This window comes from Campylobacter sp. RM15925 (assembly GCF_012978775.1).
Lineage (GTDB): Bacteria > Campylobacterota > Campylobacteria > Campylobacterales > Campylobacteraceae > Campylobacter_A > Campylobacter_A canis.
In genome coordinates, this window is sequence record NZ_LIWP01000004.1 from 126693 (window position 1) to 152743 (window position 26051).

At 36.6% G+C, this 26051-nt stretch carries 27 protein-coding genes; 19 read left to right on the top strand and 8 right to left on the bottom strand.

The annotated features are described in order from the left end of the window. Positions 1-36: 36 nt before the first annotated feature. From CDOM15925_RS03760 to CDOM15925_RS03850, 19 genes are all read left to right on the top strand, one after another. A complete protein-coding gene (locus CDOM15925_RS03760) occupies positions 37-588 on the top strand; it encodes a DUF507 family protein (protein WP_169941255.1) in 552 nt (183 codons plus the stop codon). Next, entirely contained in the window at positions 588-1706 is a 1119-nt protein-coding gene (carA, locus tag CDOM15925_RS03765) for a glutamine-hydrolyzing carbamoyl-phosphate synthase small subunit (protein WP_169941257.1), read from the top strand. The genes CDOM15925_RS03760 and carA overlap by 1 nt, the downstream gene beginning before the upstream one ends. A 5-nt stretch (positions 1707-1711) precedes the next feature. Then, a complete protein-coding gene (locus tag CDOM15925_RS03770) occupies positions 1712-2380 on the top strand; it encodes a sulfite exporter TauE/SafE family protein (protein ID WP_169941259.1) in 669 nt (222 codons plus the stop codon). Positions 2381-2400: 20 nt separating this feature from the next. After that, the gene (locus CDOM15925_RS03775) at positions 2401-3624 is read left to right on the top strand and encodes a PAS domain-containing sensor histidine kinase (RefSeq protein WP_169941261.1); all 1224 of its coding nucleotides are present in this window, start codon (positions 2401-2403) and stop codon (positions 3622-3624) included. Positions 3625-3636: 12 nt separating this feature from the next. Further along, a complete protein-coding gene (locus CDOM15925_RS03780) occupies positions 3637-4311 on the top strand; it encodes a response regulator transcription factor (RefSeq protein WP_169941263.1) in 675 nt (224 codons plus the stop codon). A gap of 103 nt (positions 4312-4414) precedes the next feature. Beyond that, positions 4415-5908, top strand: coding sequence for a cytochrome-c oxidase, cbb3-type subunit I (gene ccoN, locus CDOM15925_RS03785; RefSeq protein ID WP_169941265.1), 1494 nt, complete (start codon positions 4415-4417; stop codon positions 5906-5908). Beyond that, the gene (gene ccoO / locus CDOM15925_RS03790) at positions 5901-6566 is read left to right on the top strand and encodes a cytochrome-c oxidase, cbb3-type subunit II (RefSeq protein WP_169941267.1); all 666 of its coding nucleotides are present in this window, start codon (positions 5901-5903) and stop codon (positions 6564-6566) included. The genes ccoN and ccoO overlap by 8 nt, the downstream gene beginning before the upstream one ends. Before the next feature lie 8 nt (positions 6567-6574). Further along, the gene (locus CDOM15925_RS03795) at positions 6575-6793 is read left to right on the top strand and encodes a cytochrome c oxidase, cbb3-type, CcoQ subunit (protein WP_169941269.1); all 219 of its coding nucleotides are present in this window, start codon (positions 6575-6577) and stop codon (positions 6791-6793) included. A gap of 1 nt (position 6794) precedes the next feature. Next, positions 6795-7649 carry a cbb3-type cytochrome c oxidase N-terminal domain-containing protein gene (locus tag CDOM15925_RS03800; RefSeq protein ID WP_169941272.1) on the top strand — a complete coding sequence of 285 codons (855 nt, stop codon included), beginning with the start codon at positions 6795-6797 and terminating at the stop codon, positions 7647-7649. Positions 7650-7660: 11 nt separating this feature from the next. Beyond that, positions 7661-7873 (top strand): DUF4006 family protein, encoded by a 213-nt coding sequence (locus CDOM15925_RS03805; protein ID WP_169941274.1) that lies wholly within the window; start codon positions 7661-7663, stop codon positions 7871-7873. A gap of 101 nt (positions 7874-7974) precedes the next feature. Then, positions 7975-8571 (top strand): hypothetical protein, encoded by a 597-nt coding sequence (locus tag CDOM15925_RS03810; protein ID WP_211436663.1) that lies wholly within the window; start codon positions 7975-7977, stop codon positions 8569-8571. Beyond that, complete coding sequence (locus CDOM15925_RS03815; RefSeq protein ID WP_169941277.1) at positions 8561-9043, top strand: FixH family protein; 483 nt, start codon at positions 8561-8563, stop codon at positions 9041-9043. The genes CDOM15925_RS03810 and CDOM15925_RS03815 overlap by 11 nt, the downstream gene beginning before the upstream one ends. A gap of 35 nt (positions 9044-9078) precedes the next feature. Beyond that, positions 9079-11421: a PD-(D/E)XK nuclease family protein gene (locus tag CDOM15925_RS10195; RefSeq protein WP_349644317.1), complete on the top strand. Its 2343-nt coding sequence runs from the start codon at positions 9079-9081 to the stop codon at positions 11419-11421. Then, the gene (locus tag CDOM15925_RS03825) at positions 11418-14216 is read left to right on the top strand and encodes a RecB-like helicase (RefSeq protein WP_169941279.1); all 2799 of its coding nucleotides are present in this window, start codon (positions 11418-11420) and stop codon (positions 14214-14216) included. Before CDOM15925_RS10195 ends, CDOM15925_RS03825 begins: the two co-directional genes overlap by 4 nt. Before the next feature lie 77 nt (positions 14217-14293). Further along, positions 14294-14719: a 50S ribosomal protein L13 gene (gene rplM / locus CDOM15925_RS03830; RefSeq protein ID WP_169941281.1), complete on the top strand. Its 426-nt coding sequence runs from the start codon at positions 14294-14296 to the stop codon at positions 14717-14719. 2 nt (positions 14720-14721) lie between these two features. After that, entirely contained in the window at positions 14722-15111 is a 390-nt protein-coding gene (rpsI, locus tag CDOM15925_RS03835; protein ID WP_169941284.1) for a 30S ribosomal protein S9, read from the top strand. Between the two features lie 233 nt (positions 15112-15344). Continuing rightward, positions 15345-16349 (top strand): OmpA family protein, encoded by a 1005-nt coding sequence (locus tag CDOM15925_RS03840; RefSeq protein WP_169941286.1) that lies wholly within the window; start codon positions 15345-15347, stop codon positions 16347-16349. An 18-nt stretch (positions 16350-16367) separates the two neighbouring features. Continuing rightward, a complete protein-coding gene (locus CDOM15925_RS03845) occupies positions 16368-17189 on the top strand; it encodes a mechanosensitive ion channel family protein (protein ID WP_169941288.1) in 822 nt (273 codons plus the stop codon). Next, positions 17182-17832: an HAD family hydrolase gene (locus tag CDOM15925_RS03850; RefSeq protein WP_169941290.1), complete on the top strand. Its 651-nt coding sequence runs from the start codon at positions 17182-17184 to the stop codon at positions 17830-17832. The genes CDOM15925_RS03845 and CDOM15925_RS03850 overlap by 8 nt, the downstream gene beginning before the upstream one ends. Before the next feature lie 144 nt (positions 17833-17976). Here CDOM15925_RS03850 and CDOM15925_RS10040 read toward each other — a convergent pair whose 3' ends face one another. From CDOM15925_RS10040 to CDOM15925_RS03890, 8 genes are read right to left on the bottom strand one after another with little or no spacing between them, the layout of a single operon-like run. After that, a complete protein-coding gene (locus tag CDOM15925_RS10040; RefSeq protein ID WP_249934678.1) occupies positions 17977-18366 on the bottom strand; it encodes a response regulator transcription factor in 390 nt (129 codons plus the stop codon). A gap of 33 nt (positions 18367-18399) precedes the next feature. Beyond that, entirely contained in the window at positions 18400-18660 is a 261-nt protein-coding gene (locus tag CDOM15925_RS10045) for a response regulator transcription factor (RefSeq protein ID WP_249934679.1), read from the bottom strand. A 1-nt stretch (position 18661) separates the two neighbouring features. Next, a complete protein-coding gene (locus CDOM15925_RS10050) occupies positions 18662-20623 on the bottom strand; it encodes a sensor histidine kinase (protein WP_249934680.1) in 1962 nt (653 codons plus the stop codon). Positions 20624-20639: 16 nt separating this feature from the next. Next, positions 20640-21203, bottom strand: coding sequence for a cytochrome c3 family protein (locus CDOM15925_RS03870; protein ID WP_169941292.1), 564 nt, complete (start codon positions 21201-21203; stop codon positions 20640-20642). 10 nt (positions 21204-21213) lie between these two features. Beyond that, positions 21214-21615: a cytochrome c3 family protein gene (locus CDOM15925_RS03875; protein WP_169941294.1), complete on the bottom strand. Its 402-nt coding sequence runs from the start codon at positions 21613-21615 to the stop codon at positions 21214-21216. Then, a complete protein-coding gene (locus tag CDOM15925_RS03880) occupies positions 21609-23165 on the bottom strand; it encodes a flavocytochrome c (RefSeq protein WP_169941296.1) in 1557 nt (518 codons plus the stop codon). The genes CDOM15925_RS03875 and CDOM15925_RS03880 overlap by 7 nt, the downstream gene beginning before the upstream one ends. Positions 23166-23175: 10 nt before the next feature. Then, positions 23176-24348 carry an Opr family porin gene (locus tag CDOM15925_RS03885; protein ID WP_169941298.1) on the bottom strand — a complete coding sequence of 391 codons (1173 nt, stop codon included), beginning with the start codon at positions 24346-24348 and terminating at the stop codon, positions 23176-23178. An 11-nt stretch (positions 24349-24359) separates the two neighbouring features. Beyond that, positions 24360-25982 carry an HAL/PAL/TAL family ammonia-lyase gene (locus CDOM15925_RS03890; RefSeq protein ID WP_169941302.1) on the bottom strand — a complete coding sequence of 541 codons (1623 nt, stop codon included), beginning with the start codon at positions 25980-25982 and terminating at the stop codon, positions 24360-24362. Positions 25983-26051: the final 69 nt, after the last annotated feature.

Genomic DNA, 26051 nt, shown 5'->3' on the forward strand with positions numbered 1-26051 from the left:
TTTTTGGCTAAAATTCAGCCAAAAAGAGAGGTAAATATGCGTATTAAACTACCACACACTCCCTATATTGCACAAAAAATCGCAATTGATCTATTAAAATCCGGATTTGTTACTTTAAATAAAGGCGTTGAGCCTCTTGCAGCTCTTGCTAAAGAAATTTTAGATGATGATTTAAACCGCGAAAGAGCACTTGAAGAGCGAGTTAATGAGGTCTTGGAAGAGAATGAAAACGAGATGGAATTTATGCAAGTGGATAGAAAAAATATGTTTTGGCTCGTTAAGAAAAAACTCGCAAAAGAGTATAATGTGATACTTGCTTATGAAGATCGTTTTAATAACGTTGCTCACCTTATCCTTGAGGCCGCTTGGAAAAAAAGCCTGATGGACTATACCGTTTCTGAAAATAGAATTAAAAACATAATTTACGGCTCGATAGAAAACTATATTAAAACCTACGAAAAGCTTGAAGATGAGGTTATCGCAAAGATTGATAACTATAAGCGCAAGCTGATACCGGGTACCGAAGAGTATGATATCGTGTTTGAAAAGCTTTATGAAGAAGAGCTAAGAAAAAAAGGAATGCTTTAATGAAAGCTTATATCTATCTTGAAAACGGCGTATTTTTAGAAGCTAAAGCTTTTGGTAAGAGTGGAAGCGCATTTGGCGAACTAGTCTTTAATACATCCATGAGCGGTTATCAAGAGATAATGAGCGATCCAAGCTATGCCGGGCAGTTTATAGTATTTACCATGCCTGAAATCGGCATAGTGGGCGCAAATGACGACGATATGGAAAGCTCTCATATTTATGCAAGCGGCGTTATCATGAGAAGCTATAACGAGATGACTTCAAATTTCCGCTCTCAAAAGAATTTGGCCGAATTTTTCGAATCAAAGGGCAAATTCGGCGTTTATGACGTAGATACTCGCTATCTTACTAAAATTTTAAGAGATAGCGGCAATATTAGAGCCTTCATATCAACTGAAATTAGCGATAAAGACGAGCTTAAAAGACGCCTTGAAGCGTCACCTGATATATCCGAAATAAACTATGTCAAAGAGGTTAGCACAAAAGAAATTTACTCTTATGAAAAATCAACTTGCAAATACGGACAAAAACCTTTTGAGTCTTCGAAAAATGTCGGCAAAAAAGTCGCGGTAATTGATTTTGGCGTTAAAAGAAATATACTAAACGAGCTTTGTGAAGTTGGTCTTGATGTCGAGGTTTATCCTTATGATACAAAGGCTGAAATTTTAATAGACAAGTTTAAAAAAGGCGAAATTCACGGCGTATTTTTATCAAACGGACCGGGCGAACCAAAGAGCTTAAAAACCGAGATAGAGCAGATAAAAATTTTAGTTGAAGCTAAAATGCCGATATTTGGAATTTGCCTTGGACATCAGCTGCTTAGCAATGCGTTTGGTTACGAGACTTACAAGCTTAAATTCGGACAGCACGGGGCAAATCACCCTGTTATAAATTTAGACACAAAAAGCGTTGAAATTACAGCGCAAAATCATAACTACAACGTGCCGGAAAACATTTGCGAGGTTGCCGAAATAACTCACAAGAATTTATTTGACGGCACTATCGAAGGGGTTAAATACAAAGACTACCCCGTATTTTCCGTCCAGCATCACCCTGAAGCTAGTTCAGGACCAAATGAGAGCAAGTATATATTTAAGCAATTTGTTGAAATTTTATAAAATTTATGGATAGTGCGACAGTTTTTTCGATCATAACCGTTGCGCTATCTAGCTCACTGGCCCACTGCACAGGAATGTGTGGAGGCTTTGTAATCGCACTTTCAAGCTTTTTAGATCAAAAAAAATCAGTAAAAAATATATTTGTCATTGTAGGCTATAATGCTTCAAGAGTTAGCGCATATATCCTGCAAGGTGCTATTTTTGGTGCATTTGGAGGAGTGTTTGTGCTCTCTTTAAAGGCAAGAGGATATCTGTTTTTTGCTCTTGGAGTTTTTTTAGTGATTTTAGGAATCGCGCTTATTCGTCGCGGGAAAATTTTAAATTTGATCGAGACAAATTCGCCGTTTTATAAGTTTATAAACTCAAATATGCGAGCTTTGATATCTAAGAAGAGCAAATTTGGCTTTTTGATACTTGGGTTTTTAAACGGTTTTTTGCCTTGCGGCGTGGTGTATTATTTCCTAGCGCTTGCCATCGCTTCAGGAAGTGCAGCAAAAGGAGCTTTTGTGATGGGACTTTTTGGCGCTGTTAGTTTGGTTATGATGAGTACGTATGCTCTTTTGTTTAAACTGCTAAGTGATAAATTTAGGAATTTTATGCTTTACGTATCCGGCGTTTTGATCGTAGGATACGGTATTTATTTGGCGTTTTTGGGATTTATGGCGACGAAGTAAATTAAATTAGAGTTAAGAGTATGAATAAAATAGAAAAGAAATTCAAGCAGTATCAAGAGGCGATAGAGGCTAGCAATATCGTATCAAAAACCGATATAAACGGCATTATTACCTTCGTAAATGATGAATTTTGTAAAATTTCCGGCTTTTCAAGAGAGGAGCTTATCGGCGCAAATCACAACATAGTTCGCCATCCTGAAGTTGATGAAAGTGCATTTAAAAAGCTTTGGAATACGATTTTAGCCAAAAAAGTTCATAAAGCTATCGTCAGAAACCGCACTAAAGACGGCAAAGACGTCTATCTAAATACGACTATAATTCCTATTTTGGATTTAAACGGCGAGATAGAGGAGTTTGTCGCGATTCGCCATGATATAACAGATACGATAAATTTAAATAACGAGCTTTTAAAGACCAAACAAGAGCTTGAGGATCTTAATAAAACGCTTGAAAAAAGGGTCAAAGAACAGACCAAAGAGCTTTTAAATCTAAATGAAAATTTAGAGCGACTCGTGCAAGAAGAGATAAAGAAAAACGAAGAAAAAACCAAGATGCTTATAGTGCAATCTCGTCTTGCGAGCATGGGAGAGATGCTTTCAAACATAGCCCATCAGTGGAGGCAGCCGCTAAATGAACTCAGCATCACGCTTTTTAAACTCAAAGAGGCTGCTGGCAAGGATGATGAGAAGTTTAAGAGTGGCTATGAGCACTCAAAGCGGATTATTAAGGATATGTCTCATACTATTGAAGAGTTCAGAAATTTCTTTAATGTGGATAGGGATAAGGAGCTTTTTTTGCCTTCTATTTCGGTTAAAAACGCTATGCAGATGGTTGAAAAGACCTATCAAAAAGAGGGCATTGATCTAAAGTTAAATTTGGAAAATGAAGCTGAAATTTTAGGCTTTCATTCGCAACTTGCTCAAGCTATAATCATCTTGCTTAGTAATGCAAAAGATGCGATGAAGGATAAAAATTATGATAAAGTTGTTACCATTTCAATAAATATAGAGGATAAATTTGTAATAATTCAGGTTTTGGATAACGGCGGCGGCATCAAAGATGAGATTATAGATAAAATTTTTGAGCCTTATTTTACTACTAAGCATCCAAGCGCAGGAACAGGTATAGGGCTATATATGCTTAAGACTATAGTTGAGAACATGTGTGGAAGTATAAATGTGCGAAACGAACCCTTTGGAGCTTGCTTTGAGATAAGATTACCTATTGCAGACGAAGATAATTAAGAAAGAGGGATAATGGGAAATTTAAAAGATCTAACAATACTTTTGGTAGAGGATGAACATAGAGTAAGAGAGTCTATGGGCGAAGTTTTTGCAAGTGAATTTAAGAAGGTAATAACTGCTGGCAACGGAGATGAGGGGCTTAAGAAATTTAAGAAATTTAGTCCTGATATCGTGGTAACGGATATAGCCATGCCTATCATGGACGGACTTGATATGTCAAAAGAGATAAAAGAAATTTCTAAAAATACTCCGATAATCGTTCTAAGCGCATTTAGCGAGAAAGAAAGACTGCTAAAAGCCATAGATGTGGGCATAGATAAGTATTTGATGAAGCCTATTGATATGGATGAGCTTTTTACAGTGCTTGAAAACATAGCAAAATCAAAGATAGAAAGCGCAAATTTGATAGATATTGCGGATGGATATTTTTTCAATCAGACCAAAAGAGTTTTAGTTAAAGACGGAGTAGAGATAGCCCTTACGAAAAAAGAGCTTGCATTTATATCTTTACTCGTTAAGCGCCTTGGCACTCTTGTTTTGATTGAAGAGATAAAAAATGTCGTTTGGGTTGGCGAAAAAGTAAGCGAAGCTGCTATAAGAACCTTTGTAAAGCGGGTTAGAGACAAAGTTGGAGCCGAATTTATCAAAAACATCCCTGGACTTGGGTACAAGATAGATCTGAAATAAATTTATAAAAATTTGCTTAATTTAAGAATATTTATATATTATTTACTTTAAAATATCACTATAAAATTACGTTAAAGTGATAAATTTGAAAAGGAGGTTTTTAATGCGACCATCAAATGCATTAAACTACGATTACACGGTAGCTAAGTATTTTATGTTTGCAACCATATTGTTTGGTATCATCGGTATGGCTATCGGCGTGATCATAGCGTTTCAGATGGCATATCCTGACCTGAACTACTTGGCTGGCGAATATGGAACTTTCAGCCGTCTTAGACCGCTTCATACCTCGGGCGTTATCTTTGGATTTATGCTCTCTGGAATTTTTGCGACTTGGTACTACATCGGACAAAGAGTTTTAAAAGTCTCTATGAACGAATCGCCGTTTTTGATGTTTATCGGCAAGCTTCATTTTTGGCTTTATATGGTTTTGATGATAGTTGCGGTAATAAGCCTTTTTGCAGGCGTTAGCACATCAAAAGAGTATGCCGAGCTTGAGTGGCCGCTTGATATAGGTGTAGTTGTCGTGTGGGTTCTTTGGGGTGTTAGTATATTTGGACTTATCGGAATTCGCCGCGAAAAGACGCTTTACATCTCGCTTTGGTACTATATAGCTACGTTTCTTGGTGTTGCTATGCTATATCTGTTTAACAACATGGCGGTTCCTACGAAATTTATTTCAGGATACGGCGACTGGTGGCATTCAGTTTCCATGTATGCCGGCACAAACGACGCTTTAGTTCAGTGGTGGTACGGGCACAACGCGGTTGCTTTCGTATTTACCGTTGCAATCATAGCTCAAATTTATTACTTTCTTCCAAAAGAGAGCGGACAGCCTGTATTTTCATATAAACTATCGCTTTTTGCATTCTGGGGCCTTATGTTTGTCTATCTTTGGGCGGGCGGACACCACCTTATTTACTCGACCGTTCCTGACTGGATGCAGACTATGGGATCGATATTTTCTATCGTTCTTATCCTTCCGTCTTGGGGCTCTGCGATAAACATGCTCCTTACGATGAAGGGCGAGTGGGTTCAGCTTCGCGAAAATCCGTTAATCAAATTTATGATTTTGGCTTCAACTTTTTATATGTTCTCAACGCTTGAAGGACCGATCCTTTCTATCAAATCGGTAAACGCTCTTGCTCACTTTACGGACTGGATCCCGGGACACGTTCATGACGGTACTCTTGGATGGGTTGGGTTTATGACTATGGCGGCACTTTATCATATGACTCCGCGCATTATGAAGCGTGAAATTTACTCAAAATCCTTGATGGAGGTTCAGTTCTGGATCCAAACTACGGGTATCGTTCTGTATTTCGCGTCAATGTGGGTAGCAGGTATCACTCAAGGTATGATGTGGAGAGCGACTGATCAGTTTGGAAATTTAGCCTACTCGTTTATTGATACCGTTACGGTTCTTATACCTTACTATTGGATTAGAGCGGTTGGTGGACTACTTTACTTAATAGGATTTTTTATATTTACTTACAATATCTACAAATCCATGTCTGCAAGAGTGCTTGATAAAGAGCCTGCAAATGCAAGCCCGGCAGGAATTTGCTGTGGCGTAAAGGAGGCAAAAAATGTTTAGTTGGTTAGAAAAAAATCCATTCTTTTTTGCTGTTGCTGTTTTTATAGTTATCGCTTATGCGGGCATTATCGAAATTTTGCCTGATTTTGCAAATCGTGCAAGACCGCTTGAAGGAGTTAAGCCCCCTACGGTGCTTCAGCTTGCAGGCAAGCATATCTACATGAAAGATAGCTGTAATGCCTGCCATACGCAGATGATACGTCCGTTTAAGTCTGAAACCGATAGATACGGTATGTATTCTCTAAGCGGTGAGTATGCTTACGATCGTCCTCATCTTTGGGGTTCAAAAAGAACGGGACCTGATCTAAAACGCGTAGGTAACTACCGCACGACAGACTGGCATGAAAACCATATGCTAGATCCTACATCCGTAGTTCCGGGTTCTATCATGCCTGCTTATAAGCATATGTTTAAAAACAATGCCGACATAGAGACGGCTTATGGTGAAGCGGTTACTACAAAAAAAGTATTTGGAGTTCCTTACGATACCGAGGGCATGCCTAAACTTGGTTCTTGGGAAGAGACTCAAGCAATCGTAAAAGAAGAGGCTCAGGCTATAGTTGATGAGATGAAAGATCAAGGCGTAAAAGATGCGTTTGCAAGAGGCGAGATCAAAGAGATCGTCGCAATAATCGCATACTTAAACAGCTTGAAATAGGAAAAACGATGGATATGCAGACTATAAGAGAGCTTCAGGGCTATGGATTTTTCTTCTTTACCGTTTTTTTGGTAATCGTGCTTTATAGCTATTATTATCATCTTTATAAATCGGAAAAAACGGCCAGAAGAAACTACGAGAAGTACTCGAATTTAGCGCTTAACGACAACCTTGATAGCGAAATTTTAGAGTCTGTATCCTCGGATAATACAAAAAAGGAAAGTTAAAATGCAATGGTTTAATTTAGAAGACAATATCAATCTCCTCTCTCTCATCGGCGCATTGGCTATCATATTGCTTACCGTTTTTGTGGTTGGCAAATATATGAAACAGATGAAAGAGAGCAAATCCGAAGGAGAGCTTAGCGAGCATAATTGGGACGGCATAGGCGAGTATAAAAACCCTCTTCCTATAGGTTGGGCGGTGATGTTTGTGCTTACTCTTGTGTGGGCGATTTGGTACTATTTAGTAGGCTATCCGCTTAATTCGTATTCTCAAATCGGCGAATACAACGAAGAGGTTAAAGCTATGAACGCCAAATTTGAAAAAGAGTGGGCAAACCCTGATCTAAAAACTCTTCACGCAATGGGCGAGAGTATCTATCTGGTTCAGTGTTCTGCGTGTCACGGTATAACAGCTGACGGTATTAACGGCAAGGCGGCTGATCTTACCGTATGGGGAAGCGAAAAAGCACTTGTCGATGTGATACTAAACGGCTCAAAAGGACTTGACTATCCTATGGGTGAAATGCCCGGAGGAATGGCCGATGAGGAGGGTGCAAAAGCTATCGCTGCTTACATAGCCAAAGAGCTTTCGGGTATTAAAAAAACATCTAATGAAGATTTGGTTGAAGTCGGCAGAGCGCAGTTTGCGGTCTGTGCGTCATGCCATGGAGATGACGGCAAAGGAATGGACGGCATGAGTCCTGATCTAACCAAATACGGCACTAGCGAGTTTGTGGTGGACGTGTTAAGACGCGGTAAAAAAGGCGCGATCGGCGCTATGCCTAAATTTGACGACGGCAGGCTAAACGATATCCAGCAAAAAGCTGTAGGCGAGTATATACTCTCGCTTAGCAAATAAGGAGGCGGCAAGTGGAAAATACAAATCGAAACGTTTTTGCGCTAAACGGCGTAACTGGTATGCTTATAGCCACGGTGCTTTTGCTTACTATATTGGCGGTCCTTACTTGTCTTGGAATTTCGGCTCAAAAAGAGGTCGCACAAAAACCTTATGTCTTAGAAAACCCAAGCGGTATTCAGATGAAAAGCGTTGAAAATGCAAAACATGTGAAGATTAAGGAGTAAGATATGTCTGCAATTTTAGAAAAAGCTATACTTGTTTTGCTTATCGTAGCAGCGGCGATTTGCGCGTGGTCGGTTCTAACTCCAAATCACCTATTCGTAGGATGAAAATTTTAAATTTTAAGGGCGTTTTCTTCGCCCTTATTCTCTTTTTATCACCTATTTTTGCAAATAAAATTGTCCTTATTAACCAAAACATCCTAAGCGATAAAGTTGAGAGTAAAATTTCAACCATCGGTGAGGAGCTACGCGAAAAAACCGGCATCTATGCCGGGCTTGGAATTTTTGAAAATTTGGGCGGTAAAAGCATAAACGAGAAATTTAAAGAGCTAAATTTAAAGCCGCCGTACGCATTTTTAATGCTTGCAAAGAGCGAGCATAAGCTTGAAATTTTTGCCGATGAAGATACGCTAAAGCTTTTTGATAAAGAGCAAATTTTAAGCCCTTATCCAGCTCGTGGATCGATACTTCCGATACTTACTTCAAAAAACGGCAAGGATATTTATAACGCTTCTATGTTAAATGGTTATGCCGATATCGCCGAGCAGATCGCAAAATCAAAAGGTATTAAACTAGAAAATGCTATCGGTAGCTCAAATAAAATCACGCTTGATATTTTAAGATTTGCCGTTTACGGGTCGGTTATTTTGGTTATAGGCGTGATAATGTTTGCTAAATTTAGGAGAAGAAATGCAAAATAACACAAAGACGTTTTGGCCTCACGCGATAGTGCTTTCCATCATCGCCATAGTGATAGCTTGCATCGCAACTATCGTTATCGCGCTTAAAAATCCCGTGCAGATGGATAACTTTTATATGGATAGATACCAAAATGTCGATGAAAACATAAATGAGATAAGAGATACTCACAAACGCTTTGAAGCCAAATACGCAGTTGCGTTTGATAATCCAAATCCAAGAGCTATGGAAGGCGAGTTTGAGTTTAAAATCACTCCTAAAAGCGCCCAAATGCCAAATTTCAAAACGCAAATTTTGCTTACTAAGCCTGAGACGAACGAATTTAACGAGGAGCTAAGCTTAACTCAACAAAAGGAAGTTTTAAAAACAGCCAAGGTAAAATTAGCCAAAGAGGGCAGATGGCAAATTTTGCTTAAGATAAATGACGGTGCGGATACGGGGTTTTATAAATTCGATATAAACGCCACTAGATAGCTAGCTGCGCTTTTTAGATTTAAAAAGGCTTGCGCGTGATAGATAGACAAAATTCGCTTTTTGTATTTACAAACTCACGAAAAATTCGCGAATTTAACTCAAATTTTGAAAACCAACTCATACCAAAAGCTCTTACAATAGCCGAATTTGAGAAAAAGGCGGTTTTTGTAAGAGATAAATTTGACGCTGATCCTACTTATCTGCTTGTTTTGATGCAAAGAGCCACATCAAGCGTAAAAGAAGCAAATTTAAAGCTAAAAATCCCGAATGAATTTTTTGCCTTTTTAAAAAATAACGACTATCTTTTTAGTTTTTTTAAAGAGCTTGCTATCCAAAAAAGAGCTATCTCAGACATCAAATTTAGCGATATATACGCTGATTTTGAGGAGCACCTTGATATCCTTGAAGCGGTTTTTAAAGAGTATAAAGCTCTGCTTGAAGCTGAGAATTTATACGATGAGATAACTTTGAGTGAAATTTATGAACTAAATACTCGGTTTATAGGCTCTTATAGTGAAATTATAATTGAAATAGACGGATTTTTAAGCGAATTTGAATGGGAGCTCATCGGTAAAATTTCAAATTTAACAACTCTAAAAATCATCTTTCAAACAAGTAAATTTAATAAAAAACTTATTGAAAAGATAGCTCAAATTTCAAGCATCGAGATAGAAAATTTCACCCCTTATACAAAATTTGAGCTAAATCTCAGCGCAAAAAGCCTCAAAAGTCTTGAAAAAATAGAGCGAAAAAGAGCTATAGAGGCTCGCTCGTTTAGTGTTAGAAGCTTGCAATGCGCTTACGCTATGGCTAAAGTTAGCGAGTTTGTGCGCGAAGGTATCGCGCCTGAAAAGATAGCCGTAATACTACCTGATGAGAGCTTTGGCGAGATTTTAAAACTGCATGATTTTAACAGGCTGTTTAACTTCGCAATGGGCGAGAGCTTTACGCATACTAAAATTTTTCAGACGCTAAGCTATATAAACGACGCGATAAACGATAAGAAAAGCATAAATTTAAGTCCCGAAAATAGTCTAAAATTTAGTGAATTCGAGTTTGTGTTAAACTCATTTGGCGTTAGCGACGAACTTTTTAATAAATTTAAAAACGGCTATGAAAGTGCCTGTTCGTTTGAAAAATTTAAAGAGCTGATGGATGACATTTTAGCCTTGCAAAATGATGCTAGAGTAGAAGAAAAAGTGCTTGAAGAGCTCTTTTTCGTGCAAAATTTATCGCGCTATTTTAGCTTTAGTTTAAGGCAAATTTGTGAGATATTTTTAATGCGTCTAAGATCGCTTAGCCTTGATGACGTAGGCGGTGGAAAGGTTAGCGTTATCGGCGTTCTTGAAAGTCGCGGTATGAAATTTGAGGGCGTCATACTGCTTGATTTTAACGACGATCTAATACCAAAAAGAAGCGTAAATGAGATGTTTTTAAACTCTCGCGTTAGAGAAAAAGCAGGTCTTATAAGCTACGCCGAGCGTGAAAATTTGCAGAGGTTTTATTATGAAAGTCTTATAAATTCAGCCAAAAAAGTAGCGATCGGTTATGTTTTAAACGAAGAAAAGATAGCTTCGAGGTTTTTAAACGAGTTTAGCGTAGTTGAGGATGTTAAATTTATTGACGAAAGCTATATGAAACTGCTTGGTGGTTCAAATTCGGCTACTCTTAAGGGCTTTGATGAAGAGGTTGTTTTAAAGCATGATTTTTTTGCTATACCGCTTTCTTTTTCAAGACTTAACACATTTTTAAAGTGCGCCAGAAAGTATTATTATGCTTATATTAAGGGCATTAAGCCTGCTAATATGCCTTATGAAAAAAGAGGCTTTGAAGTAGGATTAAAGCTTCATGCCGCACTTTGCGAGTATTATCAAAATTTTAAGGAATTTGATTTAAGCAAATTTAAAAATATCCTTTTGCAAAAGGATATCAGTCCGCTTGATTTTGAAATTTTGATGGTTAAATTTGAAAAATTTAGCGAAGTTGAGGAGTCTAGATTTAAAGAGGGTTGGCGAGTTTTGGAGTGTGAAAAGAGGCTTGAAAATACGTTTTGTGGCGTGCATATAATCGGCGTTATAGATAGGATTGACGTTAAAAATGAGCAGATGATGCTCATTGATTATAAAAGCGGCTTGATAGAGAAAAAGTCCTTGCAACTTCCATTTTATCAAGCGCTTATCGGCAAAGAATGCGAAACAAGATATTATGACCTTAAAAACGAGATGAATTTGGTTGAAAATAGCTCAAATTTAGACGAACTTCAAGCAGAGATGGAAAATCTAAAAAGCATAAATAATACTCATATAAATTTCGCTCAAAATATCTCCGCAGAGTGCAGATACTGTGAGTTTAAAACGATTTGTAAGGGCGAACTATGAAGCCGTTTTTAGCTCTTGAAGCAAGTGCGGGAAGCGGTAAAACATTTGCGCTTAGCGTGAGATTTATCGCTACGATTTTAAACGGAGCAAACCCAAACGAGATAGTTGCGCTTACGTTCACTAAAAAAGCTGCAAACGAGATGAAAGAGCGTATCATCAAGACTTTTTTAGCTCTTGAAACTCACGTAGCCGAGCTTGCCGAACTATCAAAAATGCTTAAAAAAAGCGAAGAAGAAATTTTAAAAATGCGCGACAAGCAAAAGGCTAAATTTTTAGAATCAAATCTTAAAATAGGCACTTTTGATTCGTTTTTTGCTAGCATTTTAAGACAGTTTAGCTTGAATTTGGGCTTAAGCTCCGATTTTGATATAAGCTCAAATTTAAAAGAGCTTCAAATGGCAGAATTTATAGCTCAAATTTCAAAAGATAATGCGCTTTTAAAAGCGCTTGCGATTTCAATCGCAACTGCACAAAAGAGCCAAAACAACTTCTTTGAAACGCTTGAGATGTTTTATGAGAATTTTAGCTCGCTAAAACGCGATGAAAATGCCAAATTTCCAAATCCTGACGGAGTTAAAAAAGCTCTTTTAAATTTGCGCGAATACGCTGAAAATAATGGCGGTTCAAAAACGGCGGTTGATTCATTTAGCGAGGCTGAGCCAATAGAGCTTATCAAACGTTCTTTCATAAGCAAAGAAAGCCTTGAATACCGCACTTACTCTAAAATTTACACCCCTAAGCTTGATGAGCTGTTTTTTGAGCTTAAAAATGAGCTAAAGAGCTATTTTGACGAACTTGAAGCTTATAAGATAAATGAGCTTGGGCGGTTTTTAGAAATATATAAGCGAGTAAAACTTGAGCTTAATCAAAAGCTAAATACTCTTACTTTTAGCGATATAAACGCACTTGTTTATGAGCTGCTTTGTGGCAAGCTTGATAACCAGATGCTTTATTTTAGGCTTGACGGTAGGATAAATCACCTCTTGATCGATGAATTTCAAGACACAAACGTAACGCAGTATGAGATCATGAAGCCATTAATCGCCGAAATAGTCGCGGGATACGGACAAAACGGGCTTGGAAGCTTTTTTTATGTGGGCGATACCAAGCAGAGTATTTACCGCTTTCGTGGCGGGAAAAAGGAGCTTTTTGATAAGCTAAAGAGCGATTTTATCCAGATAGAAAATGAAAATTTAGATACGAATTACCGAAGTTTCAAAGCTCTTGTGAAGTTTTCAAATGCGGTTTTTAAGGATAAGATCGCAAATTTTATAGAGCAAAAAGCATCTGTAAAAAATGATGAGCGTATAGATGGCGCGCAGGTTTTGGATGAGTGCGAGTATTTTAAAAGCGAGTCTAACGATCATGGATTTTTGCGTGTCGTAAGCAGTGAAGATATCGTAAGCGAGGTGGTAGAGCAGACTAAAAACCTGCTTGCAAACGGAGTAAAAGAAGATGATATAACGATACTTTGCTGGAAAAACGAAGACATAGATCGCCTTAGCCTAGCACTTGAAGCTAGCGGCATAAAAAGTCTAGGAGAAGGAGCTACCGAGCTAATCAAAAGCCCTTATGTGGGCGCACTCTTGGAGTATGCTAAATTTTGCCTGTTTGGCGATGAAATTTATAAGCTAAATACAGAAGCGATTTTGGATGTAAAAGCCGTAAGGCTAAAAATAGATGAAGCCAAACCGGCGTTTCAAAGCTTAAAATACTTAGCAGATAAACTTGGAGTAAGTAGCGATAATAGCGATGTTTTAAGGCTTTATGAGATGGCTCAAGAGTTTGGAAATTTGGCTAATTTTATATTTAATCTTGAAAGAACCCAAGAAAAAGCTAGTTCAAAAAGTAAAAACGGCGTAAAAATAATGACCGTGCATAAGTCAAAAGGGCTTCAGTTCGAGCATGTGATAGTATGCGATAAGATAGGCGGAGATAAAAACGATAGTTCAAATTTTATTACCGAATACGATATAAATAGCGGTTGGCAGATAAAACATAACGTCAAAAAGGAGAGTTTTGACGATGAATTTGCAAATCTTAAGCAAAGAGTAAAAGAGCTTGAATACGCAGAGGATATAAATAAACTCTATGTTGCTTTTACACGCGCTATTTGTTCGCTTGTAGTTGTAAAAAAACTGGAAGCAAACGGCAAAAATCCTAGCTTTTTTAGCGCTTATGAATCAAACGGAAAAAGTGTGGAGTATCTAAATTTAAATGACTTTAGTTTTGGAAAAATTTTGCCTAGTAAAAGTGAAAGTGCAAATGAGAAAATATCACACGATCATCTTGAGATAGTTAAAATTTCAAAGCAAGAAGTTGATGAATCCCAAAGGCAAAGTAGCAAGAATTTGCATGCTATTTATGTCGGGCTGGCGCTTCATTACCTGCTTGAAATGACGGCTAAATTTGATGAAAATGAGCTTGAGATAGCTAAAATTTCAATGCAAAATAGATTTAGTAAATTCCTTACGCAAAACGAGCTTGATGATGTTTATAAGAGTGCTTTAAATTTGATTAAAGATAAGAAATTTAAAGAATTTACAAATTCTAAATTTGTGTTTAAAGAGCAGCCTATTAGATTTCAAAACTCCCTTAGACAGATTGATTTGCTATGTTTTAAAGATGATGAAATTTGTATAATTGATTATAAAACTTCAAAGAAAAATACTGAAGAAAATATCGCTCAAATAACGCATTATAAAGACGCTATAGGGCAGTTTTACCCGAATTTTAATGTTAGAGCCACACTGTTTTACGCCTTTAAGGATAAGATAGAGTGGATTGAAATTTAAATATTACTTAAATTAAGGTTAATATAAGCTATTTTTAAATACAATCACACTCTAAAATTATTGGCAAAGGTAAGAAAATGACAAAAATAACAAAGCCAAACGAAGTTAAGCGCGATTGGATTTTGCTTGATGCGTCCGGCAAGCGTTTTGGTAGATTATTAACCGAAGTTGCAACTATACTTCGCGGTAAAAATAAGCCAAATTTTACTCCAAACGTTGATTGTGGCGACTATGTTATCATAATAAACGCTTCAAAGGTAGAATTTACAGGCAACAATAAAGCCGAAGATAAGCTTTATCACAGACATTCAGGATATTTTGGTAGCGTAAAGAGCGAGAAATTCGGTGATTTGCTTGCAAATAAACCGGAAAAACTATTTAAGCTTGCTGTTCGCGGAATGCTTCCAAAGACAAAGCTTGGTAAAGAGATGATTAAGAAATTAAAAGTTTATGCGGGTAGCGAACATCCTCATACAGCTCAAATTGCTAAAGAAGGAAAATAATTATGGCGAAAGTTTATGCAACTGGTAAAAGAAAAACTGCTGTAGCTAAGGTTTGGATAAAATCTGGAAGCGGAAAAATCATAGTAAACGGAATGGATCTTAATACTTGGCTTGGTGGGCATGAAGCAATTAAACTAAAAGTTGTTCAGCCACTTCTTCTAACAAAGCAAGACGGCAGCATAGACGTAACCGCTACAACTCTTGGCGGTGGATACTCAGCACAAGCCGAGGCTTTAAGACACGGAATTTCAAAAGCTTTGGCAGAGATGGATGCGGATTTCAGAGCTACTCTTAAACCAAAAGGCTTGCTAACTCGTGATTCACGTGTTGTTGAGCGTAAGAAATTCGGTAGAAGAAAAGCTAGAAGAAGCCCACAATTCTCTAAACGTTAATCAATATTTATACTTGTCAAAGCTCCTTTTTGGGGCTTTGAATTTGCTCTTTTTAATACAATTTGACTTCAAAATTACACTTTTTTATATTTTTAATTTTTTGATAAAAATAGTAAATTTGTATTATAAATTATTTTTTTGTATAATAGTAAACAAAGTGTTTAAATAACATTTATAAAATTTGTGATAACATTTTAACTTGCATTTAAAAATATGCAAAGAAAGGATATTCTATGAAAAAGATTGCTATTGCTTTAGTTGCTGCTACTGCACTTTTTGCTGCTGATTCAGCATATAACTATGAGTTGACTCCAACTATCGGAGGAGTTCACCCTGAAGGAAATCTTGGAACAAACGATCATGCTGCTATCGGTTTAAGAGTTGGCAGAAATCTTGAGAATTTCTTCCTTGATCAAGTTGAATTAGGCTTTAATTATTCAAACAATATTAAAGAATTTGGTGTAAAAGGTAACGCTACAAGATATTTTGTAAATGTTATTAAAGATTTTGGTCTTACAAACAATCTATCTCTATATGGACTACTTGGTGCCGGATGGGAAGATGTGTCTGCTAAATTTGTTGATAATGAAGATGGTGGATTTGGTCAGTACGGCTTAGGTCTAAAATATAAAGTTACAGAAAACTTTGCACTTCGTGCAGAAGCTGTTGATGCTATCAAATTTGAGCATGGAGATCACAATCTATTCTATACACTCGGTTTTGCTGTAGGATTTGGCGAGAAAGCTGCTCCAGTAGTTGCTGCTGCTCCGGAACCAAAACCAATGATGCCAAAACCTGTAAATCTTGACGATGACAACGACGGCGTTTTAAATGACGTTGATAAATGCCCTAATACACCGGCAGGCGTTGTAGTTGATGAGACAGGTTGTGAGAAAGTTATCGTTCTTAGAGATATCGGTGTAAATTTTGCATTTGATAGCTATAAAGTAACTCCTGAATATCTTGAGGAGATCAAAAAAGTAGCTATGTTTATGAGCGAAAATCCAAGCTACCGTGTTGTACTAGAAGGACATACTGATAGCACAGGCGCTGAGGCTTACAACCAAAAACTATCTGAAAAAAGAGCAAATGCTGTTGCTAAAGCTCTTGAGGGTCTTGGTGTAAGCGCAAGCAAAATCACAACTGTAGGTTATGGTGAGCTTAAGCCTATAGCTGACAATAAAACAAAACAAGGTAGAGCGGAAAACAGACGTGTTGAAGCTAGATTTAATAAATAATTAAATTAAAATATGAGTATGAGCGATATTAATTTTGATGCTATTTGGTCTTTAATATCCTCATACTCGCTTAAAATTTTAGGCTCTATCGCAATCTTACTTATAGGCAAGTGGCTTGTCGATAGAGTTTCTAAACTGCTTTCTAAAGCTATAACTGTTTCAAAATTTGATGAAACTCTTTCAAGATTTATACTTAATGTAATAAAAACTCTTCTAATAGTCTTCGTAATCATAGCTGCTATATCAAATTTAGGCATAGAAACTTCTATGTTTGTAGCAGCATTTGGAGCCCTTGGCCTTGCTATAGGCATGGCATTTAAAGACACTTTTTCTAATATCGGCGCAGGTATTTTGATAGTATTTTTTAGACCATTTAAGATCGGCGATACCGTTGAAGTTTCAGGTGTTTTGGGAGTAGTTAGCGAAATAAGCATCTTTAGCACTATCTTAAAAACAGGAGATAATAAAACTATTATCGTTCCAAACGGACAGATCATCAACGATAACATCATAAATTACTCAAAAGAGGGCACAAGACGCGTTGAAATAGTATTTGGCATTGACTATAATGATGATTTAAAGCTTGCTAAAGAGATTATTTTAAAAATAGCTAATGAAAATCCAAAAGTTTTAAAAAACCCAGCTCCTTTTGTAGGTGTAAGTAGTCTTGGGGATAATAGCGTAAATTTAGCCGCTAGACTTTGGTGTTTGAGCGGAGATTTTATGGATGTTCAGTTTAGTATGCTTGAAGCTGTAAAATTAGAGTTTGATAATCAAGGCATCTCTATACCTTTCCCTCAGCTTAATATTCACTATCCGCAAAAGAAGCAGAGTGAATAAGACTATACTCTTTGATCTTGACGGAACTCTTATTGATTCAACTCCTGCTATTTTAGACGGGTTTAATCAAGCTTTTAGAGCGCACGGTGCTTTTCAGCCAAATAGCCAAGATATAAAATCACTCATAGGACATCCTCTTGATGTTATGTTTGCTAGATTAGGCGTAAATAACGAACTCATAGATAGCTATATAGAGGCTTATAAGGCTAGATATCAGGAAATCTATTTAGATCAAACTACGCTTTTAAAATTTGCTAAAGATGCAGTTAAACTAGCTTCCCATATAGCAGATGTTGGTGTAGTTACTACTAAGACTTCTAAATTTTCGGCGATATTGCTTGAGCATCTTGACATTATGCAGTATGTTAAAACTCTTATCGGAAGAAATGATGTGGCAAATCCAAAGCCAAATCCTGAGCCTATAAATTTAGCTTTAGCAAGGCTTGGTAAAGATGACCTTCAAGATAGAGCAAATACTTTTATGATAGGCGATACCTGTATGGATATGGGAGCTGCAAGAGCGGCTAAAGTGAATGGCTTAGCGCTACTTTGTGGTTATGGCACATTTGATGTTTTACAAACTTGCTCTGATAAAATTTTTAGTAACTCTCTTGAGGCTGTTGAGTATATAAAAAATTTGTAAATTAAATAAACTTTACTGAGACTTTGAAATTTAACTCAAAGCGCTTGCTTTTTTTAAAGATAAAATCGCTATACGCAGCTTAAATTTGATAGATCAAATCTTAGTTTGATTTAAACATTTATCCGCCAAAACAAATTTCAAAGCTCAATTATTTATTCTATAGCCGGTACCTGATATATTTTCTATTAAATCATTGTCGGTCTTAAGTCTAATCTTTTTTATCGCCATTCTCAAGGCTTCATTACTCATTGATTTTTCGTTCCATACGAAATTTTCTATTACTTCATAGCTGACTATTTTGTTTATGTTGCTTACTAATAAGAAAAATAGTTTTGATTCTATTTTTGTAAGTGCAACTTCTTCTGAATTTTTAAATAGTCTTTTTTGCAAAAAGTCATATTCGTAGCCGTCTTTAAATCTAATTTTATTTTCATACAAATTTTTTGTAGCCATTAAAATAGTTGTTTGTAGCTCTTCTATCTTAAAAGGTTTTCTTAAGTAGTTATAAGCGCCAAGCTCTATGCTGGCTAGCATATTTTCGCTAGTGTCATAAGATGTTATGATGATCTAAGCTACGTGAGGAGCTCTCTTTTTTATCTCATCAAGCATTTCAAGACCATTTAAATTTGGCAAATTTATATCGGTTATTACTATATCAAACTGGTCTTTGAAATATTTGTTAAAACCCTCCATTCCGTCCTTGGCGGTCTGTATTTTTTTACAATAAAACTCTAAAGATTGAGTTATGGCCAGTCTTGTATTCTCATCATCTTCCACAAGTAAAACGGATATATTTTTGAGTTTTGAAAGGATGTTGGTATCTATCATTTTAGACCTTTTTTGCTATTTTTAGCATAAATATTGTTGGATTTTTGCTTTTGATGAGATATAAATCCCCGCGACATTTTTTATTTGCTATTAGTTTTGATATATAAAGTCCGAGTCCTGTGCTATTTTTAGTGCTTAAAAACGGAGTAAAAATTTTATCTTTTTGGTTTTCATTGATTCCGCCCGCATTATCTATGACTCTTATTTCAAAATGTGTATTATTTTCTTTTATTGAGATAACTATCCTGGCTCTTTTTTTATTTTTACTATCTATTAGAGCTTGTTTTGAGTTTTGTATCAGGCAGGCTATTATCTGCTTAAATTCATTTAGATAGTTTTGACATGTTAAATTAGTATTTTGTTTTATAGCTATTTTTATGTTGATTTTTGATTGTTGCGCAAACAGGATGAAAATAGTATCTGAAATAGCTTTTTTTATATCAAAAATTTGCGTCTTTGTCTCAAGCTTATAAAAATTTTTAAATATATCCATAGTGTTTACCAGATAGTCTATGTTGTTAAGAGATCTGGTTATATTTTCGTAAAAAATTTCATCACTTAGCTTATTTATCTTTTTAAATTGCATCAAATTTCCAAGAAAAATACTAAGAGAGTTTAAAGGCTGTACCCATTGGTGCGAAATGGCAGCTATCATTTGTCCCAGTTCGGCCATTTTAGTTTGTTGGAAAAGCATTCTTTCATGCTCTTTTTTGAATTCATTAAATTTGTGTTTTTGGCTTACATTGGTTAAAAATAAAATCATACCTTCATAGTTTTTGTTTTGAGTGAAAATAGATGAAATTTGGATCTGAAAATGTTTTTTATTTAGTTCATAATGCAGCTCTAAATAGGATTTTGAATTTGATCTTTTTAAAGCAAAATTTTTTATCTTGGCTGCTGTTTGAGCGGGGAAATTTTGTATCAGCTCATCATAATCCACGGGATAATTTTGTAAATTTAGTATGTTGTTTAATTTTTTATTTGTGAATATGATTTTATTTTGCTCGTTTGTGATTAAAATGCCTTTTGAACTGTTGTTTACAAACAGATCAAGCATTTTATTTGTCTTTTCAAGAAGAGTTTCTTGTTTGTTTGAAATTTTATTGTAAAAAAATGCAAGTGTTAAAAACAAAAATATACTTATTATGTATATTGCAAAATTTACTATAAACTGCTCATTTATCCTTGTATAAATATTTTTTTTAAGTGTCTTTGCAACTAGTATTAGGTGTGAATTTGGCAGCGGTTTAAAAGTTAAAATTTCACTGTCCGTTTCGTAGTTTAAAGTTTGAGTTAAATTTAAATCATCGATATTAAACTCCGCTTTTTTAAGTTCTAGAGTTTCATCGGGATGAAGCAGGATATTGAAGTCATAATCCATTAAAAATATATATCCGTTTTTTTCAAGCCTGAGATCTAAAATTTCGCTTTTGATATCGTTAAACGATAAAATTCCGCACAAGACGCCTTTTGATATATCCTTATCTTTTATGCTTTGACATATCGAAATAACATGTGTTTGAAGCCCTACGTCCAAATAAGGCTTGGTTATATATAGTTTGTCTTCTTTGATTGTGTTGATATACCATGGACGCTTAGTGGGATCATAGTTTTGGGGCTTATTAAAAATTTTACTTGAGATTGTAATTTTATTTTCGTATCCTGCATAAACACTTGAAAATTTAGCTATGTTTTGGCTTTTTTCAAGTATATCTTGTATGGTTTGTTCGCCTATCTCGGAATCGTATTTTGATATTAGGGAATTTATTGATTTTAGACTGGATTTTTTATTTTCCAGCCATTTTTCTATCCTATCGCTAGAGCTTTTTAGTATGCTTAATTGTTCATTTATTAAAATTTCTTTTACAAATGAACGATTAAGCCAGTGATTTCCCACCATGAGGGATAAAAAAATGAGAGAAAATATTATAAAAAGATGTTTTTTATAAAAATTCTCCCTCATTAAACCCTCTTAAATTTTATTTTTTGTCATCCCAATTTCCGACAGGAGGGTGCTTGATCTCATAAAGCACTTTGCCCAGATCTTTATGTCCTACCGTCTTGTGACAAGTTACACAGCCAACTTTATCTGCTTGCTCGTTTTTAAGTTTAGTGTAAGCAGCATGCATGTCGTTTATGTTTTTGTTTGTTGAATTTATATCTAAAATTGTTTGATGGCAGCTTAAACAACCGCTATCATATACAAATTTCTCTCTTTTTTTCCTGTTTTCTTGCCAATCATAATCTTTTGCATCGTTAAAAAGCATATAGCTAACTTCACTCACCCCGTTTGCCGCTTTTTGGAATATATATCCTATGTAGCTATCGTGAGGCAAATGGCAATCTACGCATTTTACCTTTACTCCATGAGAGTTAGCTCCTCCGTGAACGCTTTTTTGATACGTAGCCACCATAGGATCCATCCACTCATGGCAAACCGTACAAAATTTATCGTCACTTGTAGAGTGCACCAAAGCGTTTCCACCGAAAAATACCACAAAGGCAAAGGCCAAAAGCCCTAAAGTTATAAATGTTTTTTTCATCATATCTCCTTTATGGAACCAGTAAATTTTTCATCGTATCTTGCGAATGGCACATTACGCAGAAATTCTTAGACGGTTTGTGCGATGCGTGACAAACGTTACAATCAACATTTGGATAGTGCGGGCTTGCATGAACATTATCATCGTAGCCAAGATGTCCGCTTAGCTCGGCAAGACTGGCATAGCTTTTATGACAGCTTAAGCAATCATTTGCACTTAGTGCTTTGTAATCTTTCGGATCGCTTTCTTTATGGCAATTTGCACAGCTAAGTCCAAATTTTTCATGATGAGCCTTTATAGGGTAGTTCTCTTTCGTGTATTTATTTGCAGTAGTTGAATTTAAATCCGCAGCAAACAGAGCTACACTAAAAGTGAAGCAAAAAATCAAAAGTGTCTTAAAAATTTTTAGCATTTTTTATCCTTTTTTGCTAGTAATGTAGCGTTTCTGCCTGCTATTCTTCCAAATACCAAACAATCAGGTATCGCACAGCTTCCAAGCCTGCTGGCTCCGTGCGGTCCGCCTACCGCTTCGCCTGCTGCAAATAGCCCCACTATAGGCTTGTCGTCTATATCATACACTCTAGCCTCTGTGTCTATTTTTACGCCTCCCATTGTGTGATGCACTTTCGGTAATGCTCTCCATGCATAAAAAGGCGGTTTCGTAAGATCCGGGATCATATCTTTAAATTTAAAGAATGGCTTATTAAATTCCTCGTCTTTGCCGTTTTTAGCGTATCTAGTGTAGTCGTCAATAGTCTTTTTAAGCCCTTCGTATGGTATATTGTAATACTTAGCAAGCTCTTCAATAGTGTCAAATACCTTGATAACTCCTTTATGAATTCCTCTGTGAACATTTGCCTTAGTTGTTCCTTGTGCACCTACGCTATCACAGATTACGACAGGATGAGTTATGCTTCCATCAGGGTTTTTGTGCATTTTTAAAATAGCATCCGAGCGTATTTTTCTATCCGCAAGCTCGTTTACAAATCTTTTTCCTGTTCTTGCATCTACCATAACTCCGTAAGAGAATGCAGGTATTGCAAAGACAGGAGCTATGCCAAATCCTTTTTCGTCTGGACTACCCCACGGACCAAGCTGGATCCATTTTAAATCCACTGTCTGGGCTCTGTTTTTCATCATTACTTTAAGCGCTTGTGCGGTAGCTCCGTAGTGGTTTGTACAGTCTAAATCAGGGGTAATCGCAGGATCTATCTCTTGTCTAAATTTAACGTCATAAGAAAAGCCGCCCGTAGCCATTACGATTCCGCCGTTTATTTTGTAAAATTTAACCGTTCCGCTTTTATTGTCCGCTTCGTCTTTTGAAGGATCAAAGATAAAATCATAATTTTCCCTAACCTTTGCTCCTATAACTCTACCCGCATCGTTAAAGATAAAGTCGTCCAAGATCACTCTTGTTCGTATTGTAGCACCTTGTTTCATTGCATGCTCTTGAAGCGGTATGGTTATCTTGCCACCTGAATTTATCTCAGGCCATATCGTTCTAGGGACGGAATGCCCACCGAATTGTCCAAGCGCATTTCTATAATAAACGCCTCTTTCAAGGGTAAATTCGTAAGCGTCATTTCCGTTTTTGGCAATAACCTCAACCAAGTCCATTCGGTTTAAATTTAACCCCGCTTTTAAGATATCTTTTACGTAAAGCTCGTAAGAATCCTCTATGCCTCTATCTTTTTGATAGCTTGAATTTACGATAGCAAATGCCCCGCCGTTAATAGCGGAATTTCCGCCAAGAACAGGCATTTTATCTATCATAAGTGTTTTGGCGCCATCTTCTATCGCCTGACATGTAGCGGCAGATCCGGCAAAACCTGATCCTACTACCAGCACGTCCCATTCCTCATCCCACTTTATGCTGTTTGTATCGGCAAAAAGCGGTGTTTTTGTCATTGATGCCGCTCCAAGCAGCATCAATCCGTTTAAAAATTCTCTTCTACTAGCCATTTTTTACCTTTCAAAAAGTGTAGCTAAGACCTGCGCCTACTTGTCTAAGGCTTGGATATCCTTTTTGGGCTCTAAATACTTGATCGTATATCACGAAGGCATTTAAATTTTTCATGATCGGATAGTTTAGCCAGACGCTAAGTTCGTTTTGTCTGTATTTGGTATCATCGCCGCCTTTAAGTTTGTAGTTTGTAGTTCCGTAAAGTCCGGTTATCGATAATTGTTCTATCTTAGTTGAAAGCATTGCATAAAGAGTTCTAATATCTCTTTCATACATTACATCGCCCTCTTCAAAAGGAACTATTTGATCACCCGCCATATTTAAGCTTCCCCAGCCGATCTCTTTGCCTGTTTTTACATATCCTAGGGTAAATTTGTTGTCAAGATATTTGGCGTAAGCTGTTGCCTCAAGAACTTTTCCGTCGTGATTTTTCTTCTCTTCATCGCTTCTTGCGTAGTGAAGCATACCGCCAAGTCCTAGATCGTCGCTGATTTGACCGTCATACATAGCCTTTGCGCCAAAACCTGAGAATATATCTTTTGCGTATAATCCATAAGCTTTAATTCCAAATCCTCCGTCAAATTTATATGTAGCTCCTAGGTTAAAAAGCCCTCCGTCGTCTTTGTTGATTCTTTTTTTATTAAATCCCCACATCTCTTTTAGATAAGCTCTTCCTTGGGCTCTTGTCCACATAGCATCAAGAGTTAAATTTGAGACAGAGTTGTTTGTGATTCTAACGCCGTCATTTATCTTGCCGATCCAGTCGCTTATCATCTCTTGACGACCGATTTTGATAGCGGTATCGTAAGCGTTATATTCTAAATACAAATTTGATAGCAGCACTCTATCGTCTTCGTAAATTCTCTCTGTAGAATCACCTGTTCCGTGCAATGTCTTTAAATTTTTATCTTTTTCATAAAGAGGAGCACTGGCTCTAAAGCCGACTACCGCTTTGAAATTTTTGTAAAAATCAGTTTCAAATTTAAGCCCTACCGAGCCTACCGCCCAGGCTGTGTTGTTGTAATAAACCGACTTTTGGCCTTTGTTTATATGACGACTTTCATAAAACACAGAAACATCGCCGCTTACTTTACCGTTTGCAAGAGCGCTTGCCAGATCATCGCTGTTTGCTAAAACGGCGCTTGCATATAGCGCCGTTATTAATACTAAACTTTTTTTCATCGACTTGCTCCTTATTTATACTCTTTTAAAAATTTTGCAGAATTTCTAAAATCATCTGTAAGAGGTCTGTCCGTATCCATAAATTTAACTACTTTTCTATACTCGCTATATATCTTTTCAGTCGCTTTTGAAAGTTTTAAATTCGGATTTTTCTCTTTTCTTAGATCTATCGCTTGTGCGGCGTGCATTAGCTCCATGCCTACGATATTATAAAAATTATCGATTTGTTGTTGAAGTTTTTGAACTACAAGAGGTGCGTTTGTAGCTACATCTTCTATCTCACCCGCAACAGGAGTGTAGTTTAGCGAAGCAGGATTTGCTAAAAACTGATTTTCTCCGGCTAGCGAAACGAAAGGTTTTTGCATAGCGCCAAATGCGTGAATAGTCTTGTCCGTACCTAAAAATCTGGTTAGTTTTGTAAAGCCGTCATTTGAAAGCTTGATCGTTCTAAGCGCTGAAGCTTTTGAGTTGTGGGCTAGAACTATAGAAGCTTTTTCAAATTCCAAAACCCACATTAAAGGTTCAAAATTTGATGTCGGAACGACTGCTCCGTTTTTTGTAAATAGTTTAGTCTCTTGGAATTTGTCTGTTTGAGGTTTTGTGCCTACTAAAATTCCAGGATTGTCATCTGAAGAGTTAAGCTGAATTTTCATTAAATTTTCTAACTCCTCAACAGTATTTTTAAGTGCCGCAAAGAAATATGAAGCGTCTCTATAGCTAAGCGGATCTTGCAATGCTCTTGTGTCGTCTTTATCCCAAAGATAACTATCTTTTAGAATTTCTCTTAACTCTTTTGTTGTTTCTACAAAATCAGGAAAAGGTCTAAGCTCTGACGCTTCTTTTGAAAAAGGCGCGACATTTCCGTTAAATGCTTCTATGCTAAGTGCAAATACAAGCTTAGACATCTTTAACGCTTGTTTTAAATCCTCAAGCGCTAGACTTCCTAGTGCAGCCGAATACGCATTGGAGCTTAATATAGAAAGGCTATCTTTGCCAAACGGAGTAAGTTTTTTAAGTCCTGCTCGTTTTAAGGCCTCCGCAGCTTGCATTTTTTCGCCTTTATAATACACATAACCCTCTCCCATCATCGCAAGACCTACGTGACCTAGTATGGTTATATCGGCTTCACCCATAGAGCCTTTGCTTGGCATTGCAGGGATTATGTCGTGATTTAAAAATTCTTTATATAGGTTGATTACATCACTTTGAACGCCTGTTGCACCAAACAGCATGTTGTTTAATCTCGTAGCTAAAACCGCTCTAGCAGTCTTGATAGGCATATCCTTATAAACGCCGCCACAGTGAGCATGGATTAGTCCGATGTTAAAATCAGTTGAAGCTTTGATAACTTCGGCATCCAAATTTCCCTTTGCATCTACGAATTTTTTATCTTTATTAAGCCCAACTCCAACGGTTAATCCGTAAATTTTTTGACCGTCTTTTGCTGCTTGAAGCAGTACCTCGTGAGATTTTTGAGCTTTTTTAAAAGCTTTTTCGCTAATCTCTACTTTAGCACCATTTGAAATCGCTAAAATTTCTTTTGATGAGACGCTTTCTCCATTAAGAGTTATGGTTTGAGCGCTAAGTCCAAGCGCCAACACGGCTACTATAGATAAATTTCTAAAGTTAAACATCAATTCCTCCTAAAAATTTGTTTTGCAGAGTAATATTAAATAAAAATAATTTCCAAAAAGTAATTTTTT